Genomic DNA, 15774 nt, shown 5'->3' with positions numbered 1-15774 from the left:
GCAGCGCGCGAGGCCCCCACGCCCTCAGGAGAGGGCGACCACCACATCCCCACGAGCCGCCGTGCCCAGCACCAGCCGGGCGTCGGCCGCGTCGATCCCGCGGGTGGCCCGCTCCAGCACCGCCGCCGGCGAGCGGCCGTGCGCGACCTGGCGGGCCACCGGCCGCGCCATCCGCGGCGGCGATCCGGGCGGTCGGCGCAGGAGCTCCCGCAGGCCCGCGCAGCGCCATACGATCAGCACCATGCGTGCCGAACGACTCACCGACAGCCTCTGCTACCACGGCGAGGGCCCGGTCTGGTGGCCGACCGAGGCGATCCGGTGGGTCGACATGCTCGCCGGCGACGTGCTCACCATGGACACCGACGGCGAGATCACCCGCACCCACGTCGGCACGATCGCCGCCTGCCTGCGCCCCCGCGCGGGCGGCGGCGCGATCATCGCGGTGGAGCGCGGACTGGTCACCACCGAGCGTGACGACCTCGGCGAGCTGCAGTCCCACCCCGACGTGATCACCGACCCGGGCCTCCGGTTCAACGAGGGCGGCTGCGACCCCGACGGACGGTTCTGGTGCGGGTCGATGGCCTACGACCAGGCCGAGGGCGCCGCGACGCTCTACCGGGTCACGGCCGACCTGGTCGCCGAGGTCGTCCTGCCGCACGTCACCATCTCCAACGGCCTCGACTGGTCCCCGGACGGCCGCACCGGCTACCACACCGACACCGCCACCGGCACGATCAGCTGCTTCGACCGGGACGACCACGGCGGGATGACGGACCGGCGCACCTTCGTAGACTGCGGCGACGGCAGCCCCGACGGGCTCACCGTCGACGCCGACGGCAACGTGTGGACCGCGCTGAACGGCGACGGGGTCGTGCACTGCTACTCCCCGACCGGCACGCTCGAGCAGGTCGTCGAGGTCGGCGCCCGCCAGGTCACCGCCTGCACCTTCGGCGGACCGGACCTGCGCACGCTCTACGTCACCACCTCCCGGGAGAACCTCCCCGCAGGCGATGACCCCCAGGCGGGAAGCCTGTTCGCCGTCCGCCCCGGCGCCACCGGCCGCCCGCCCCAGGTCTGGCGACCATGAGCCCCGCGGTCGTCTACCTCGTCGCCGGCGTCGGCCTGCTCCTCGGAGCCTTCCTGCCGCGCCTGCTCCACGAGCGCGCCATCTCCGCGCCGATCGTCGTCGTGGGCGTCGGCCTGGTCGTGGGGTGGTTCGTGCCCAACGAGCTGCGTGCCGCGCCAGCCTTCCACGAGTCGCTCGCCGCGCACGTCACCGAGATCGCCGTCCTCATCGCCCTGATGGGCGTCGGGCTGGCGATCGACCGCCCCCTGATGTGGCGGTCCTGGCGGACCTGGGGCAAGACCTGGCGGCTGCTGCTGATCGCCATGCCCCTGTGCATCGCCGGGGTGGCGCTGCTGGGGTGGTGGGTGATGGGGCTCGCGCCCGCGGCCGCCATGCTCCTCGGGGCCTGCCTGGCGCCCACCGACCCGGTCCTGGCCTCGGACGTGCAGGTCGCCGGTCCGTCCGTCAGCGGTCAGGAGGGCGAACCCGACGACGAGGACGACGAGGTGCGGTTCGCGCTGACGTCGGAGGCCGGGCTCAACGACGCGCTGGCGTTCCCCTTCGTGTGGTTCGCGATCTTCCTGGCCACCAAGGGGCCGGTCGGCGAGTGGGTCTGGCACTGGCTGGCCTGGGAGCTCGTCGGCAAGATCGTCGTCGGCGCGCTCGTCGGCTGGGCGTGCGGGTGGGCCTTCGGCAAGCTGGTGTTCCGCGCCCACTGGGACAGCCTGCGCCTCGCGGACGTGGGCGAGCCGCTCCTCGGCATCGCGCTGATCTGCACGACGTACGGGCTGACCGAGCTCGCCCACGGCTACGGCTTCCTCGCGGTCTTCGTGTGCGCGCTGGCGCTGCGGGCGGCGGAGCGCGGCCACGAGTACCACGGACGCCTGCACCTGGCCATCGAGCACCTGGAGGCCATCCTCACCCTGCTCATCCTGATGCTGCTCGGGGTCTCCCTCAGCTCCGGGCAGCTCGCCGGCCTCACCTGGCCGGGCGTGATCGTCGCCGCCGCGCTGGTCTTCGTGGTCCGCCCGCTCGCCGGCTGGCTCTCCCTGTGGCGCACCAGCACCCTGGACTCACGCGAACGCTGGACGACCGCAGTCTTCGGCGTCCGCGGGATCGGCACGATCTACTACCTCGGGTTCGCGACCAGCGAGCACACCTGGGACGACGAGCGGACGCTGTGGGCGACCGCGACCTTCGCGATCCTGCTGTCGGTCGTGGTGCACGGTATGGCGGCGACCCCGGTCATGCATCACCTGGAGGAGCGGCGCGAGCGGATGCGGGCCCGGTGGGAGGCGCGTTCCGGTCGCCGCAAGGAGCGGGGCGGGCAGCGTCGGGCGCAGGCAGCAGCGCGCCGAGCGCTGACCCCGCCCGCGCCTCGCCCGCCCGCGCCCCGGTCACCCGCTCGTCGGGCGCTCGCCGCCCGGTCACCTGCTCGCCCCCACTCCCGTGCGTTCTCGGGCCAGGCTGGCCCCGTTGAGTACGTTTTGACGCCTCTTTGATCGTGCCACGGGGCCAGCCTGGCCCCGTGGGGGCGGGCGTCGGCCGTGGCACCGGTGCCGGGGCGGGCTCGGCCCCAGGCCTCGTGGCCCCAGTCGGTCATGGCGCGCCCGGACGCCCGCCTGGCAGCGCGATAGCGCGGAAGGGAGGTGACCAGCGTGGCCGGCGACCGGTCGAGCAGGACGCGTGCCTGCGGGTAGCCGGTGACGCGGTGGTAGTCGTTACAGGCCCCAGATCGAGCAGACGAAGCCGTTGACGACGTGGGCGACCTTGTCGGCCGCGGGCGAGGGGTACTCCTCGAAGAAGGTCTCGGCCCTCCCGTCCGCCGCGCGCTCGTGCGCCACGAACCAGTGCTCGCGAAGGCCGCCGGGGTGATCTGCCGGTGGTGGCGATAGCTGCGAAAGGTGCTGTCCAGCAAGGCCCGCCACTGCTGCCCGCCCGTGGTCTCCCACAGGGTGGCCAGCACCGACAGGGTCATCCGGGTCATCCCGGAGACCCGGCCGCGGAGGTCGAGCCCGAGCTCACCGCCCTCGTGGTCGCCGCGGTGCACCCACCAGGTGGCGCCCGTCGCGTGGTCGGCCTGGGTCAGTGCGGCGGCGTGGTCCAGGGTCCGCAGGATCCGGTCGAGCCGCCGGGGGTCGCGGTCGAGGCGGTAGGACCAGAGCTGCGGCAGGAGATACCAGGTGGTGGTCGTCAGCCGGTGATCCGGCAGCGCACGGTCCCGCCCTGGAGCACGAGTCCGTCGACCGAGCCGACGGGCGCGAGATCGAGGTCGAGCGGACAGGGACGGGTGTATGTCGTGAAGAACGGCGACCACGGGCCCAGGTCGTACCCATGCCTCGTGGTCCGCCACACGGTCGCCGGAGGGTTCCAGGCCAGCCGACCCGGACCCGCCAGGTCGCCGGACGGATGCTCGCGGCCGATGTCCGTCGGCAGTGGCAGGCCGAGGCCGGCGCTGAGCACGCTGCGCCGCGTGGGCGTCGACGACGCCGTCCCTGCGGTCGTGCATCCTCCCGGCAACGCCATCTGCCGAGAGACTACGTTCAGTGATCACTGCAGGTGAAGACGTGGTAGCTCGTGATCTCAGGGCGCTCGCCGCGCCTCGCCCCGCACCACGGGGAGAGGCGCGGCACTCACCGTGCGGCGCGCACCGGCGCGCACCGGTCCGAGCACGGGTGCCGGCCCGGCGCGCGACCGGTCAGCAGCGGGGCGTCCCGGAGTCCTTCCGTGGCTCCTGCTCTCGCGCCACCCCGCCGATCGTCGGCCGGAAGTCGCTCCCGAGCTGGGTGACCGCGAGCCGCCCCACGAGCTGCTGCCGGGTGGTGGTGCGCTCGGCCCGCCCGGTGGACAGGAAGGCGATCGCCCAGTGCAGCAGCGTCGTCACCCGGTGCTTGAAGCCGACGATGTTGATCAGGTGGACGACGAGCCACGCCAGCCACGCGGGCAGCCCGGTCAGCTTGAGCGGCCCGATGCTCGCGATGGCCCCGAACTTGCTGATCACGGCCATGGACCCGCGGTCCTGGTAGCGGAACGGCGACCGGTCCCGCTCCCCGCGGACCTCTGAGGCGATGACCTGCGCCGCGTGCCGTCCGCCCTGGATCGCCACCTGGGCCACCCCCGGGAGCTCGTCCAGCGCCATCATGTCGCCCACCACGAAGATCTCGGGGTGGTCGGGCAGCGTCAGGTCCGGGGCGACGTGCACCCGCCCCGCGCGGTCGACCTCCGCCCCGGTCTGCTCGCCCAGCTGGCGCCCGAGCGGGCTGGCCTGCACGCCGGCCGCCCATACCTTGCACCCGGCCTCGATCCGCTGCGTCGACCCGTCCCGGTGCCTGACCGTCACCGAGTCCTCGTCGACGTCGGTGACGAGCGCGTCGAGGACGACGTCCACGCCGATCCGCTCCAGCTCGCGCCGGGCCTTGCCGGACAGGCGCTCGCCGAAGGACCCGAGCACCGCCGACGCCCCGTCGAGCAGGATGACCCGGGCCTGCGCCGGGTCGATCCGCCGGAAGTCGTCCTTGAGCGTGTGGACGGCGAGATCCCTGATCTGACCGGCCATCTCGACGCCGGTGGGACCGGCCCCGATGACCACGAAGGTCTGCAGGCGCTCGCGCTCGGCCGGGTCGTCGGTGAGCTCGGCGACCTCGAAGGAGCCGAAGATCCGGGCGCGCAGCTCCAGGGCGTCGTCGATGGTCTTCATCCCCGGGGCGTAGGTCGCGAAGTGGTCGTTGCCGAAGTACGACTGGCCGGCGCCTGCGGCGACGAGGAGGTAGTCGTAGCGGTGGGTCGTGGTGTGTCCCAACGCCTCCGCGGTGACGGTGCGGGCGGCCACGTCGATCGCGGTGACCTCGCTCATCAGGACGGTCACGTTGTCCTGGCCGCGCAGCACCTCGCGGGTGCTGGGGGCGATCTCGCCGGGGCTGAGGATGCCGGTCGCGACCTGGTAGAGCAGCGGCTGGAAGAGGTGGTAGACGGTCTTGCCGATGAGGGTGACGTCGACGTCGACATCCTCGAGAGCCTGGGCCGCGAAGAGCCCTCCGAAGCCGGACCCGATGATCACCACGTGCGGACGAGTGTGAGCCATGCCACTGAGGCTACGCTTACCTCGGCGGGCTTGTGCGAGTTGTCACAAGCCCTGTCCGAGGCCGGCAGCAGCGCGGCGGGCGACCCCGCGAGAGGGGTCGCCCGCCGCGGATCGACATACGCCTCACATGCGCTCGGGCGTCTCCACCCCGAGCAGGTCCAGGCCCTGCACGAGGGTGCGTAGCGTCAGTGCGCACAGGGTGAGCCGCGACTGCTTCGTCTCCTCCTGGTCGGCCTTGAGCACCGGGCACTGCTCGTAGAACGACGAGAAGGTCTGGGCCAGCTCGAACAGGTAGGTGCACAGCCGGTGCGGCTCGTAGACCGCGCCCACCTGGGCCACGACCCCGCCGAAGTCGAGCAGCTTGAGCGCGAGCTCGCGCTCGGCGGGCTCGGTGAGCCGGATCGGCGCGTCCTGCTCGGCGGGGTCGGTCATCAGCGTGCGGAAGATCGACCGGATCCGGGCGGTGGCGTACTGCAGGTAGGGGCCGGTGTTGCCGGTGAGGGCGAGCATCCGGTCCAGGTCGAAGACGTAGTCCGAGTCGTGCGCCACGGACAGGTCGGCATACTTCACACCACCGATCCCGACCTGGCGGGCGATCCGGGCCCGCTCGTCCTCGGGCAGCTCGGGCCGGGCCTGGTCGATGTAGGCCCGCGCGTGCTGCACCGCCTCGTCCAGCAGGTACATCAGCCGCAGCGGGGCGCCCGACCGGGTCTTGAGGATCTTGCGGTCCTCGCCGAGCACCGAGCCGATCTTGACGTGCTCGACCTCGACCTGCTCCGGCAGGTAGCCCGCCCGCCGCGCGGTCTCGTAGACCATCTGCAGGTGCAGCGACTGGGTGACCCCGATGACGTAGAGGATGCGGTCGGCGTGCAGGTCCTCGACCCGGTGCTTGACGGTCGCGACGTCGGTGGTGCCGTAGCCGTAGCCACCGTCGGACTTGCGGATGAACAGCGGCACCGGCTTGTCCTCGCGACCGGTGAAGCCGGGCAGGAAGACCACCAGCGCACCGTCGTCCTCGGTCGCGATCCCCTTGGCCTGCAGGTCTGCGCAGATTCCTGGCAGGGCGTCGTTGTAGGCCGACTCCCCGGCCAGGTCGGCGTCGGTCAGCGTCACGCCGAGGGTGGAGTAGACGCGGTTGAAGTAGCTCTTGGACAGGTCGTAGAGCTTGCCCCACAGTCGCAGCGTCTCCGGGTCGCCGGCCTGCAGCCTGACCACGCGGGCCCGGGCGCGGACCGCGAAGTCCTCGTTGTCGTCGAACTTCACGCGCGCGGCCTGGTAGAACGCGTTGGGGTCGGTCTCGACCACGTGGGCCTCGGGGGAGTCCTCGCCGACCTCGAGCAGGTGCTCGACGAGCATCCCGAAGGGCGTGCCCCAGTCGCCGACGTGGTTCTGCCGGATCACCTGGTGGCCGAGGTGCTCCAGGGTGCGGGCGAGGGAGTCGCCGATGATCGTCGTGCGCAGGTGCCCGACGTGCATCTCCTTGGCGACGTTGGGCGCGGAGTAGTCGATCGGGATGATCTCCCGCTCCTGGGTGGCCACCCCGAGCCGCGGGTCGGCCTGCGCGGCCTGGGCCTGCTCGGCGATCCAGGAGTCGGCGAAGGTGATGTTGACGAAGCCGGGTCCGGCGACCTCGGCCGAGGCGACCGGTCCGTCGGTGGCGAGGTGGTCGACGATCGCCTGGGCGACATCGCGGGGCTTCTGGCCGAGCCGCTTGGCCAGGGCCATGGCGGCGTTGACCTGGACGTCGGCGAACTGGCTGGGTCGCAGCACCGGATCGGCCCCACGGACGTCCTCGCCGAAGGCGGCGACGAGGGCGGACTGGACAGCCGGGGTGAGGGCTTCGATCGGGGCAACCATAACCACAGGTTAGTGCTCACCATGCCCTGGGCACGAACACGTTCCACGTCCGCGGATCCTCGTCGCGGCCAGCGGTGCTGCAGGCGCCGACCGCTCGCTTAGGCCCCCCTAACTTCAGGGTGTGCTAACTTCGCCCCCGTGATCGCCCCCTACCGCCTGCACGACGTCGAGGTGAGCGCTGTCCGAGAGGTCTCGCCGCACCTGCGACGCGTGACCGTCACCGGAGCCCTGCTCGACCGGGTCGCGCCGCGCACCCTGGACCGCCGGATCAAGCTGGTCCTGCCCCGCCGAGCAGGTGACGACCTGAGGGACCTGCCCCGCGGCTGCGACTGGTGGGCGGGGTGGCGGGCCATGACCGACCCGCCGCCCGTGCGGACCTACACCGTCCGTCAGGTGCGTCCGCAGCGACGCGAGGTCGACGTCGAGATGGTGCTGCACGACGGGGCCGGCCCGGCCGGGTCCTGGGCCGCCACCGCCGCGCCGGGGGACCGTCTGGCCGTCGCCCTGCCTCAGGCGCACCACCCGGACGCCCACGACGTCGGGATCGCCTGGCGCCCCGGCACGGCCACCGAGATCCTCCTCGCGGGCGACGAGACGGCGCTGCCCGCGATCGCCAATATCGTGGCGGAGCTCCCGGAGAGCACGACGGGCCAGGTGTATGTCGAGGTGCCCACCTCGGCGGACCGTCCGGGGCTGCGTGCCCCGGCGGGGGTGACCGTGCACGAGGTCGCCCGCGACGGTCGTCCCCACGGCACCGCCCTGCTGACGGCCGTCCGGGACACCGGGCAGCCCGCGCCCCCGCCGCAGCCGGGTCCCCGCCGCCGCAGCAGGCTCGACCCGCCGGTCCCGCCCGGGCCCGACGAGCTGCTGTGGGAGGAGCCGGAGCCGGGCCCCGGCAGCCACTACGCGTGGCTGGCGGGGGAGAGCTCGGTCGTCCGGGAGCTACGGACCCACCTGCTGGGCGAGCGCGGGTGGCCCCGGCAGCGGGTGGCCTTCATGGGCTACTGGCGTCGCGGTCGCGTCCATCCGTGAGCGGTCCCGCCCACCCGCATCCGTGAGCACATCCCTGCGTCTTCTCGACCCATCATGTCCACCCCATCCCGCTCAGAAGGAACCATGAACCCTCTCTCCACCCCCTGCCGCGCCGGGCGCTGCTCGGCGCGGCCGTCGTGGCCCTCGCCTCCGCCTGCTCGTCGGGCCCGGGCCCGACGAGCACCTCCTCCGGCGCGGCCGGTGCCGCTCGCACCGCCACCGGCTCCTCCGGCGCCTTCCCCGTGCAGGTCAAGCACGCCCTGGGCACCACCACCATCCCGGCCGCGCCCCGGCGCGTCGTCACCCTCGGCCAGGGCGCCGCAGAGACCGCCATCGCGCTCGGCACCGTCCCCGTGGGCACCGAGACCTTCGCCTGGGGCGCCGACAAGGACGGGCACCTGCCGTGGGTGCGGGAGGCGGTGACCAAGGCAGGGCAGCCCCTGCCCACGACCTTCCCCGGGGGCGAGCAGGTGGCGGTCGAGAAGATCGCCGAGCTCAAGCCGGACCTGATCCTGGCTCCCTGGTCCGGGGTGACCAAGGAGCAGTACGCCGAGCTGTCCGAGATCGCTCCGACCGTGGCCTACGACAAGGCTCCCTGGGCCACGACCTGGGACGGCGAGATCCGGGTGGTCGCCAAGGCCCTCGGCAAGCCCGCGGAGGGCGAGCAGCAGATCCGCGCCATCGAGGCGCGGTTCGCCGAGGCGGTCGCCGCCCACCCGCAGTTCCGCGGCAAGACCTTCTCCTACGTCTACACGACCGGCCCCGGCACGCTCGGGGTCTACCTCCCCACCGAGCAGCGGGTCGCCATGATCGCCAAGCTCGGTCTGACCCCCGACCCGGCGATCGCGTCGTTCGCGCCCGCGGACGGCAGCGACCACGCCCTCATCGGCCTGGAGAACGCCGACCGGCTCAAGGGCTCCGACCTGATCTTCACGTGGTACCTCGACGAGGCCTCCAAGAAGCAGGTCCTGGCCCAGCCCCTGTATGCCGGCATACCGGCCGTGCGTCGCGACACCGTCGTCACCTCCGGGGACCGACAGCTGGTGACCGCCATGTCGATGATCAACCCGCTGACCGTCCCGTGGGCCCTGCCGCGGCTCACCCCGCTGATCGACGCGCAGGTCGCCCGGCTCGGCGCCTGACATGAGGCCGCTGCAGGCCGGCGCCCTCGTCGGCGCGCTGCTCCTCGCCGTCGGCGCCAGCCTGGCCCTGGGGAGCCGACCGGTGTCCCTGCCCGAGCTGGCGGACGCGGCCCGGGGACTCGGCGACGAGCACGTCCAGGCGGTCTGGGCGACCCGGGTGCCTCGCACCGGGGTCGGGCTGCTGTGCGGCGCGGCGCTCGCAGCGGCCGGGTCGGCCCTGCAGACGGCGACCCGCAACCCGCTCGGCGACCCCGGCATGCTGGGGCTGTCGGCCGGGGCCTCGGCCGGCATCGTCGGCGTGATCACCCTGTCCGGGGCCTCCGGTCTGGGGATCGTCGCCGCGGGGCCTTCGTCGGCCTCGTGGCGACCGCCGCGGTGATGCTGCTCGGTGCCGGCGGTCGTGAGCCGTCGGGCGCCCGTCGCTGCTCGCCGGCGCGGGTTGATCATCGCTGATGGCAGGCAGCCAGGCCGTCTCCCCGCGCAGCCCGGCAGCCTTCGAGGCGCTGCGCTACTGGGGAGCCGGCTCTGCTTCCGGCGGCCTCGTAGCGTCTCCGTGGCCGGTCCTGGCCACCCTCGGCGTTCTCCAGGCCGATGAGGGCTCGTGGCGGCCGGCCGCGGGCGCGAACGACGCGATCGCCGGGTCGGGGGTCAGACCGAGCTTGGCGATCATGGGGCACCCACCCGGCTCGGTGCGGGTCCTCGTGCGTGCCGCCGTCGCCGCGCTCACCGCCGCGGACTGCGTGGGCGGCGACCGGTCCGATCGCCTTCGTCGGCCTGGCCGTCCCGCCCTCCGCGGGCTTGCCGAGGGCCTTGGCGACCACCCGGCAGCTCGCCGTCCCAGTCGCCCTCGGGCCGGTCGTAGGCTCCTCGGGGCTCGACGCTCGGCCGGGTCCTTGGTCACCCCGGACCAGGGCGAGGATCAGGTCCGGCTTGAGCTCCGCCGTCTTCTCGACCGCCACCTGCTCGCCCCGCTGAAGGTCGTGGGCAGGGGCTGCCCTGCCTTGGTCACCGCCTCCCGCACCCTCGGCAGGTGCCTGCTCCTTGTCGGCCTCCTGACGGGTCTCGGTGCCCACGCTCGACGGTGCCGAGCGCGGCATGGCTCCCGTCGCAGCAGCCCGCCGCCTGGCAGGACCTGCTGACCGGGGACGGCAGCCTGGTGATGCGTGCCTGCGCGTGCTTGACCTGCACGGGGAAGGCGCTGGAGGAGCCGGTGGCGGTGCGAGCTGCCCGGCCTGGCGGAGGAGGTGCTCCAGCGGGCCCGGGCAACGACCTGGTCAGGCCGGACGTCCTGAGGGCCACGGCCGGCGCCGGCGCGGCAGGGGGGTGGAGAGAGGTGCTGCATGGTTCCTTCTGAGCGGGATGGGCTGGACATGATGGGCGCGGCGCTCGCGGGATGTGCTCACGGATGCGGGTGGGCGATGGCTCTCGCCTGCCGTCGGCGGTGATCATCGCGGGCATCGGCCACGAAGGCCACCCGCTGCGGCCCACCCGCCGCTCACCCAGCACCTCCTGCTGGTCGACCGAGCTCTCCCCCGCCAGCCACGCTCACGGCCGCGCTGACCGGCAGCCTGTCCGCCCGGAGCTCGTGGGATCAGGCGGTCGGTGTCGTCGCAGCCCTGGCGGCACTCGCCACCGTGGCGCTGCGGCGGGGGCGCGGGCTGCCGCCCTCGGTGACGACGCCGCGCACTGCCTCGGCGGACGCCCCGACCTGACGACCGTCGCGGGCGACCTGCTGTCGGTGGCGCCCCCGCCGGGGCACGCAGCCGTGGACGGTCCGCCGATGGGCACCTCGTCGCGCTCGCCGCTCCCAGATCGCCCGCCGGGCGCTTGGCCAGGAGCCGTTGGCGATCGGCCGCGCTCACGCGCGCGCTCGTCGCCCGCCGCCGACCTCGCCGTCCAGCAGGCGCCAGGCGATCCCGACGTCTGCCCGTCCGGGTGGTGCGCCTGAGGCAGGGCACCGGAGTCCTCGCCCTCGCCCTGGGGCAGGCGTGGCGGCGAGGGACCCGGCCCCTGGCCCGGCAAGCACCATCTCGACGTCGACCTCGCGTCGCTCCAGCTGACCGGCGTGACCGTGCGCACGGCGGCGGGTCGCCGTCGACGACGTCACGGCCACCTTCGCAGCCGCCGGGCAGGTCCCTCAGGTCGTCACCTGCTCGGCGAGCAACGGGTGCGGCAAGTCCACCCTGCTGCGCACCGTGGCGGGGATCCTCGCCCCGCAGGCCGGGACGGTGCTCACCTCGACGTCGTGCAGGCGGTAGGCCGCGCACCCCCGTCGCGAGCTGGCCCGCACCGTCGGGCTCCTGCCCGGCCGCCGCCCGTGCCGCCCGGCCTCACCGTGGCCGACCTGTTCGTGCCCAGGGCATGGTGAGCACTAACCTGTGGCTGCGCGCGGCGGGTCGCCCGGCTGTCGAGGCGGCCGTCGAGCGCGCGATCGGCGAGGCCCACGTCCACGACCTGGCAGATCCGGTGCTGCGACCCAGCCAGTTCGCCGACGTCCAGGTCAGCGCCGCCATGGCTGGCCTGGTGCTCGGCAGGAGACCCCGCGATGGTGCGCCCGACGATCGTCGACCACCTTCCTCGACCTGGCCCACCAGTACGCGCTGCTGGACCTGTGCGCCGAGCTGCAGGAGTCCCTTCGCCGACTCCTGGTCGCCGTGCTGCAGGTCCCAGGCCGCGGCCTACGCCGACCTCGTCGTGCTCCTGCGGGCGGGGCATCCCGATCGACTACTCCGCGCCCAACGTCGCCAAGGAGATCACCCCCGAGGCCCTCGCGCCGCACCTACGACATCGCCTGCCCGCGACCCTGGAGCACCTCGGCCACCCGTGATCGTGCCGCTTCCCCGTCGGCGACGCGGCCCAACCCACGCTCCTCGGGATGCTCCGAGCACCTGCCGGTCACGTCGCGTTCACGTGCGGGCGGTTGGATGGACGGGCACCCGCGTTCTACCAGGCCGCGCGCGTGAAGTTCGACGACAACAGGTCTTCCGCACATCGTCACCGGGCCCGCGTGGTCAGGCTGCAGGCCGGCGACCCGGAGACGCTGCGACTGTGGGGCAAGCTCGGCACCTGTCCAAGAGCTACTTCAACCGCGTCTACTCCATCGGCATCCTGACCGACGCCGACCTGGCCGGGGCATGAACGGCCTACAACGACGCCCTGCCGGGATCTGCGCCCTGCGCCAAGGGGATCGGCGCCGAGGACGACGGTCTACGAGGGCTACCAGGGCATGGTCGCGAGGACAAGCGGCGACGCTGCATCCGGCAGGTCGGCTGGGACGACGTCGGCAACGTCCTGCACCGCGAGGACCTGCACGCCGACCGCATCCTCTACGTAGCAAGGACTTCAGTCGCTGCACCGGCAGATGGTCTACGGCGGCGGCCCGGCACCTGCTCGGAGCAGGTCGAGGTCGAGCACGTCAAGATCGGCTGGGGACGGCAGCCTCAAGACCCGGCTGGGCGCCCCGCTGCGGCTGATGTACCTGCTGGACGAGGCGGTGCAGCACGCGCGGGCCTACATCGACCGGGAGACCGCCGACGCCCACCCGGCCCTGATGATCGCGGGCCAGGTCGGCTCGATCGACAACCGACCTGGTCCGTGGCGCACGACTCGGACTACGTCTTCGACCTGGACCGGATGCTCCTGCACCGCAACACCGGCCCCTACCGATCGCGAGCACCGCCGCCAGCCATCCGGTCGATCTTCCGCACGCTGATGACCGACCCGCCGAGCAGGACGCGCCGATCCGGCTCACCGAGCCCGCCGATGTCCGCGATCGCGTCGATGGCGTCGACGAGGTGCGCGGTCTACGAGCCGCACCGGCTGTGCACCTACCTGTTCGAGCTGGTCATGTCGGTGCTACGAGCAGTCCAGGTCGTCAAGGCCGACCAGGAGGAGACGAAGCAGTCGCGGCTCACCCTGTGCGCACTGACGCTACGCACCCTCGTGCAGGGCCTGGGCGTCGGCGGTCTCCCGAGCCATGTGGCGTATGTCGATCCGCGGTCGGGCGACCAGCTCGGCCAGCGGGCCCGGAAGAGGTCCAGCCCGCTGAGGCTGCCGTCCCCGCCGATCACCACCAGCCGGTCGATGCCGCGCTCGAGCAGGTGCCGGGCCGCCGCCATACGGCCCTCCCGCTCGCGGAAGTCCTTGCTGCGGAAGGTGCCGATCATCGTGCCGCCGCGGTGCAGGACGTTGCCCACGTCGTCCCAGCCGACCTGCCGGATGCCGTCGCCGCCGTCGACCATGCCCTGGTAGCCCTCGTAGATCGCGAAGACCTCGGCGCCCAGGTGCAGGGCGGTGCGCACGGCTGCTCGGACCGCGGCGTTCATGCCCTGGGCGTCGCCGCCGCTGGTCGGTACCGATCCGCTTGCCGGTGCCGTCGACCGGGGTGCCGAGCACCTCCTCGCGGACACCGTCTCGGCGCCGGGCTGCGGGGGCGCGTCGATCGGCTCGGTGACGATGTGCGGGACCTGCTCCATGACTGCCTCCGGGAGGTATGACGGGTGCCCGTAGACCGCCCGCACGTTCGCGACCGGGGTGGGCGAGGACTTCGAGGAGCGTGGGTTGGGCCGCGTCGCCCTCGGGGAAGCGGCACGATCACGGGTCCTCCGTGCGGGGTGCTTCGTGGTCGAGACCATGGGGCGCTACTGCGGCAGGCGATGTCGCGGGGGGTGCCGAGCGGGTCTACCTCCACCGAGGGGTAGCCCTGGACGACCTCCAGCGGGACGTCGCACGGCTCCGGGCGTCCTTCGACCACGGGCGGCGGCTGTTCCTCGCCGTCCGCAACGAGCGGGCGAGCGAGCAGTACACGATGGACTTCCTCGCCCGGCTCTTCGACCAGGAGGGCGGGGAGCGGTATGACGTCCGCCAGGCGGTCCTCGGGCACGTGCAGCAGGGCGGGGACCCCTCGCCCTTCGACCGGGTGCTGGCCACCCGGCTCGTCGCGCACGCCGTGGACCTGCTGACCGAGGAGCTGACCGCCGGGGTCTCCGCGCAGCTCGTCGGGCTGGTCCAGCCAGGCGCGCTGGCGCTGGCCGCCGGACAGGTCGGTCAGGGGCGGTCTGCCAGGTCGTGGACGTGGGCCTGGGTCATCGCGCGCTCGACGGCCGAACGACCCAGCCGGACCGGCCGCGCGCAGCCAGGAGCAGGTGCGGGTGTCGCCCGCGCCGCACCAGGTCGGCCACGGTCGAGCACAGGGCGCGGGCGGCTGCTGGGGCAGGAGCCCGACGGTGCGGGCCAGCTCGCGACGGGGGTGCTCGGCCAGGGCCCGCTCGCCGATGCGCACCGTCCCGGCCTGCGGGGCGAGGATCCCCGCCACGGTGCGCAGCAGGGTGGACTTGCCGCCGGAACCGTTGGGCCCGAGGACGGCGGTGAACCCGCCTGCCGGGAGGGTGGCCGTGACGTCGTCGACGGCGACCAGGTCGCCGTGGCGCACGGTCACGCCGGTCAGCTGGATCGACAGGGCTCATGGGCCTCCCGGTCTGAGGGTTCACAGGGTTCCTCGCCGCCACGCCTGCCCCAGGGTAGAGGCGAGGACTTCGGCGCCGAGGGCCGCGGTGACCACGCCGACGGGCAGACCTGCGACGGGTGGCGCCTGCTGGACACCGAGGTCGGCGGCAGGACGAGCGAGCGCGCCCGTGAGCGCGAGGCCGGCACCGTCCGCCTGCGCAAGCACGTCCGCACCGAGCGCGAGACCGTCACCGTCCCCGTCACCCGCGAGAGGTGCGTGTCGAGCGCACCCTGCCGTGACGGTCACGTGGGCGACGCCCGCATCGGGGTGGCGACGAGGTCGCCGAGGTCCGCCTCCACGAGGAGGAGCTCGTCGTCGACAAGAACGTCGTCGCCAAGGAGCAGGTTGCCCTCGGCAAGGAGAAGGTCACCGAGCACCAGCAGGTCTCCGAGGACCTCCGCAAGGAGGAGATCACCGTCGAGCACGACGGCATCAAGGGCGTCCGCCGCGAGGGCGTGGACTACGACCACGACGGCAAGGTCGGCCTGGGCGACAAGATCAAGGACAAGCTGGACCGCGACAACGACGGCAAGATCGGTTGATCTGATCGAGCATCGCGTCTGAGCACTGCTCGGACCGCGAGGTCTCGGCAAGGGCCGCAAGCCTCGAGGGGGTCGGCCTTTCCACCGGCCGCAGCATCGCCACGACCGAGGTGCGCGCGTGCTCCGGCAGGACCAGGTCTATGCCGAGGGATCCGGCCACCGATCACGGTGGCCGGACCCCTGCCTCGCGGTCGGTCAGAGCGAGAAGAGCGCGAACTTCACGGCGGGGCATCTCGGCCGGCGACCGACCCGCCGCCGCGCCCACCGTCGCGGAGGGCGATGGCCTGCCAGGGCGCCCATGTCCGCCTCCGCGCCATACCCGAGGCAGATGATGGACGGGTCGCCGGGGTCCTGAGCCTTCTCCCAGGTGCGCAGGAGGTCGGCCAGCGTGTCCGGGCTGGTGCTGTCCGGTTCGCCGTCGGAGAGGACCACCAGCTGGTTGACGTAGTGCGGGCTCGTTCTACAGCTCTGGGTGTAGTGTAGGCCTCGAACGGCCTGGTAGAGCGGGTGCCGCCGCGGGTGACGCCCTTGACCGCGTCGATGACCTG

13 protein-coding genes and 5 pseudogenes are annotated in these 15774 nt (G+C 73.1%); 9 read left to right on the top strand and 9 right to left on the bottom strand.

The window, feature by feature from the left end; translation table 11 throughout:
- Positions 1-24 precede the first annotated feature (24 nt).
- Positions 25-261 carry a nucleoside/nucleotide kinase family protein gene (locus MM438_RS13435; protein ID WP_241453547.1) on the bottom strand — a complete coding sequence of 79 codons (237 nt, stop codon included), beginning with the start codon at positions 259-261 and terminating at the stop codon, positions 25-27.
- Here MM438_RS13435 and MM438_RS13430 point away from each other — a divergent pair.
- Complete coding sequence (locus MM438_RS13430; RefSeq protein WP_241453546.1) at positions 242-1087, top strand: SMP-30/gluconolactonase/LRE family protein; 846 nt, start codon at positions 242-244, stop codon at positions 1085-1087. The two genes, MM438_RS13435 and MM438_RS13430, sit on opposite strands and share 20 nt — an antisense overlap.
- Entirely contained in the window at positions 1084-2568 is a 1485-nt protein-coding gene (locus MM438_RS13425; protein WP_241453545.1) for a cation:proton antiporter, read from the top strand. The genes MM438_RS13430 and MM438_RS13425 overlap by 4 nt, the downstream gene beginning before the upstream one ends.
- A 219-nt stretch (positions 2569-2787) precedes the next feature.
- On the opposite strand, the gene MM438_RS16435 is transcribed toward MM438_RS13425, so the two are convergent.
- The 4 genes from MM438_RS16435 to argS form a co-directional block, all read right to left on the bottom strand.
- Positions 2788-2910 (bottom strand): hypothetical protein, encoded by a 123-nt coding sequence (locus tag MM438_RS16435; protein WP_277628421.1) that lies wholly within the window; start codon positions 2908-2910, stop codon positions 2788-2790.
- Between the two features lie 349 nt (positions 2911-3259).
- Positions 3260-3529: a hypothetical protein gene (locus MM438_RS13420; protein ID WP_241453543.1), complete on the bottom strand. Its 270-nt coding sequence runs from the start codon at positions 3527-3529 to the stop codon at positions 3260-3262.
- Positions 3530-3764: 235 nt separating this feature from the next.
- The gene (locus MM438_RS13415; protein ID WP_241453541.1) at positions 3765-5147 is read right to left on the bottom strand and encodes an NAD(P)/FAD-dependent oxidoreductase; all 1383 of its coding nucleotides are present in this window, start codon (positions 5145-5147) and stop codon (positions 3765-3767) included.
- Positions 5148-5270: 123 nt separating this feature from the next.
- Complete coding sequence (gene argS / locus MM438_RS13410) at positions 5271-7004, bottom strand: arginine--tRNA ligase (RefSeq protein WP_241453539.1); 1734 nt, start codon at positions 7002-7004, stop codon at positions 5271-5273.
- A gap of 138 nt (positions 7005-7142) precedes the next feature.
- Here argS and MM438_RS13405 point away from each other — a divergent pair, with 138 nt between their 5' ends.
- The 5 genes and pseudogenes from MM438_RS13405 to MM438_RS16990 form a co-directional block, all read left to right on the top strand.
- A complete protein-coding gene (locus MM438_RS13405; protein ID WP_241453537.1) occupies positions 7143-8036 on the top strand; it encodes a siderophore-interacting protein in 894 nt (297 codons plus the stop codon).
- Positions 8037-8173: 137 nt separating this feature from the next.
- A complete protein-coding gene (locus tag MM438_RS13400; protein WP_241453536.1) occupies positions 8174-9178 on the top strand; it encodes an iron-siderophore ABC transporter substrate-binding protein in 1005 nt (334 codons plus the stop codon).
- A 1-nt stretch (position 9179) separates the two neighbouring features.
- Entirely contained in the window at positions 9180-9557 is a 378-nt protein-coding gene (locus MM438_RS13395; RefSeq protein ID WP_241453534.1) for an iron chelate uptake ABC transporter family permease subunit, read from the top strand.
- 1816 nt (positions 9558-11373) lie between these two features.
- On the top strand, positions 11374-11436 hold the full coding sequence (locus tag MM438_RS16995) for a hypothetical protein (RefSeq protein WP_420914042.1): 63 nt from the start codon (positions 11374-11376) through the stop codon (positions 11434-11436).
- 1375 nt (positions 11437-12811) lie between these two features.
- A pseudogene (locus MM438_RS16990) lies at positions 12812-13078 on the top strand (hypothetical protein); the annotation flags it as partial.
- Here MM438_RS16990 and MM438_RS13385 read toward each other — a convergent pair.
- Positions 13006-13503: a 6-phosphofructokinase gene (locus tag MM438_RS13385; RefSeq protein ID WP_420914041.1), complete on the bottom strand. Its 498-nt coding sequence runs from the start codon at positions 13501-13503 to the stop codon at positions 13006-13008. The pseudogene MM438_RS16990 and the gene MM438_RS13385 overlap by 73 nt on opposite strands.
- Before the next feature lie 167 nt (positions 13504-13670).
- Between MM438_RS13385 and MM438_RS13380 the strand changes: the two are divergent.
- Positions 13671-14078: pseudogene (locus MM438_RS13380) on the top strand (6-phosphofructokinase); the annotation flags it as partial.
- Positions 14079-14204: 126 nt separating this feature from the next.
- Here the strand turns inward: MM438_RS13380 and MM438_RS16985 are convergent.
- Positions 14205-14609 (bottom strand): annotated as a pseudogene (locus MM438_RS16985) (ATP-binding cassette domain-containing protein); the annotation flags it as partial.
- Positions 14610-14663: 54 nt separating this feature from the next.
- The gene (locus MM438_RS13375) at positions 14664-14849 is read right to left on the bottom strand and encodes a hypothetical protein (protein WP_241453981.1); all 186 of its coding nucleotides are present in this window, start codon (positions 14847-14849) and stop codon (positions 14664-14666) included.
- Between the two features lie 155 nt (positions 14850-15004).
- Here MM438_RS13375 and MM438_RS16980 point away from each other — a divergent pair.
- A pseudogene (locus MM438_RS16980) lies at positions 15005-15226 on the top strand (DUF2382 domain-containing protein); the annotation flags it as partial.
- A gap of 195 nt (positions 15227-15421) precedes the next feature.
- Here the strand turns inward: MM438_RS16980 and MM438_RS13365 are convergent.
- Positions 15422-15774, bottom strand: a pseudogene (locus MM438_RS13365) (hypothetical protein); the annotation flags it as partial.

It is taken from the genome of Arsenicicoccus dermatophilus (genome assembly GCF_022568795.1).
In the GTDB taxonomy this organism is placed as follows: Bacteria; Actinomycetota; Actinomycetes; order Actinomycetales; family Dermatophilaceae; genus Arsenicicoccus; species Arsenicicoccus dermatophilus.
Note: the sequence above shows the minus strand (reverse complement) of the source record. Positions and strands in the feature narration are given on the sequence as shown.

Coding starts and splice junctions, on each gene's coding strand:
- MM438_RS13385 (WP_420914041.1), bottom strand. CDS start 13,503: ATGAACGCCGCGGTCCGAGCAGCCGTGCGCACCGCCCTGCACCTGGGC.
- MM438_RS13395 (WP_241453534.1), top strand. CDS start 9,180: ATGAGGCCGCTGCAGGCCGGCGCCCTCGTCGGCGCGCTGCTCCTCGCC.
- MM438_RS13425 (WP_241453545.1), top strand. CDS start 1,084: ATGAGCCCCGCGGTCGTCTACCTCGTCGCCGGCGTCGGCCTGCTCCTC.
- MM438_RS13415 (WP_241453541.1), bottom strand. CDS start 5,147: ATGGCTCACACTCGTCCGCACGTGGTGATCATCGGGTCCGGCTTCGGA.
- MM438_RS13430 (WP_241453546.1), top strand. CDS start 242: ATGCGTGCCGAACGACTCACCGACAGCCTCTGCTACCACGGCGAGGGC.
- argS (WP_241453539.1), bottom strand. CDS start 7,004: ATGGTTGCCCCGATCGAAGCCCTCACCCCGGCTGTCCAGTCCGCCCTC.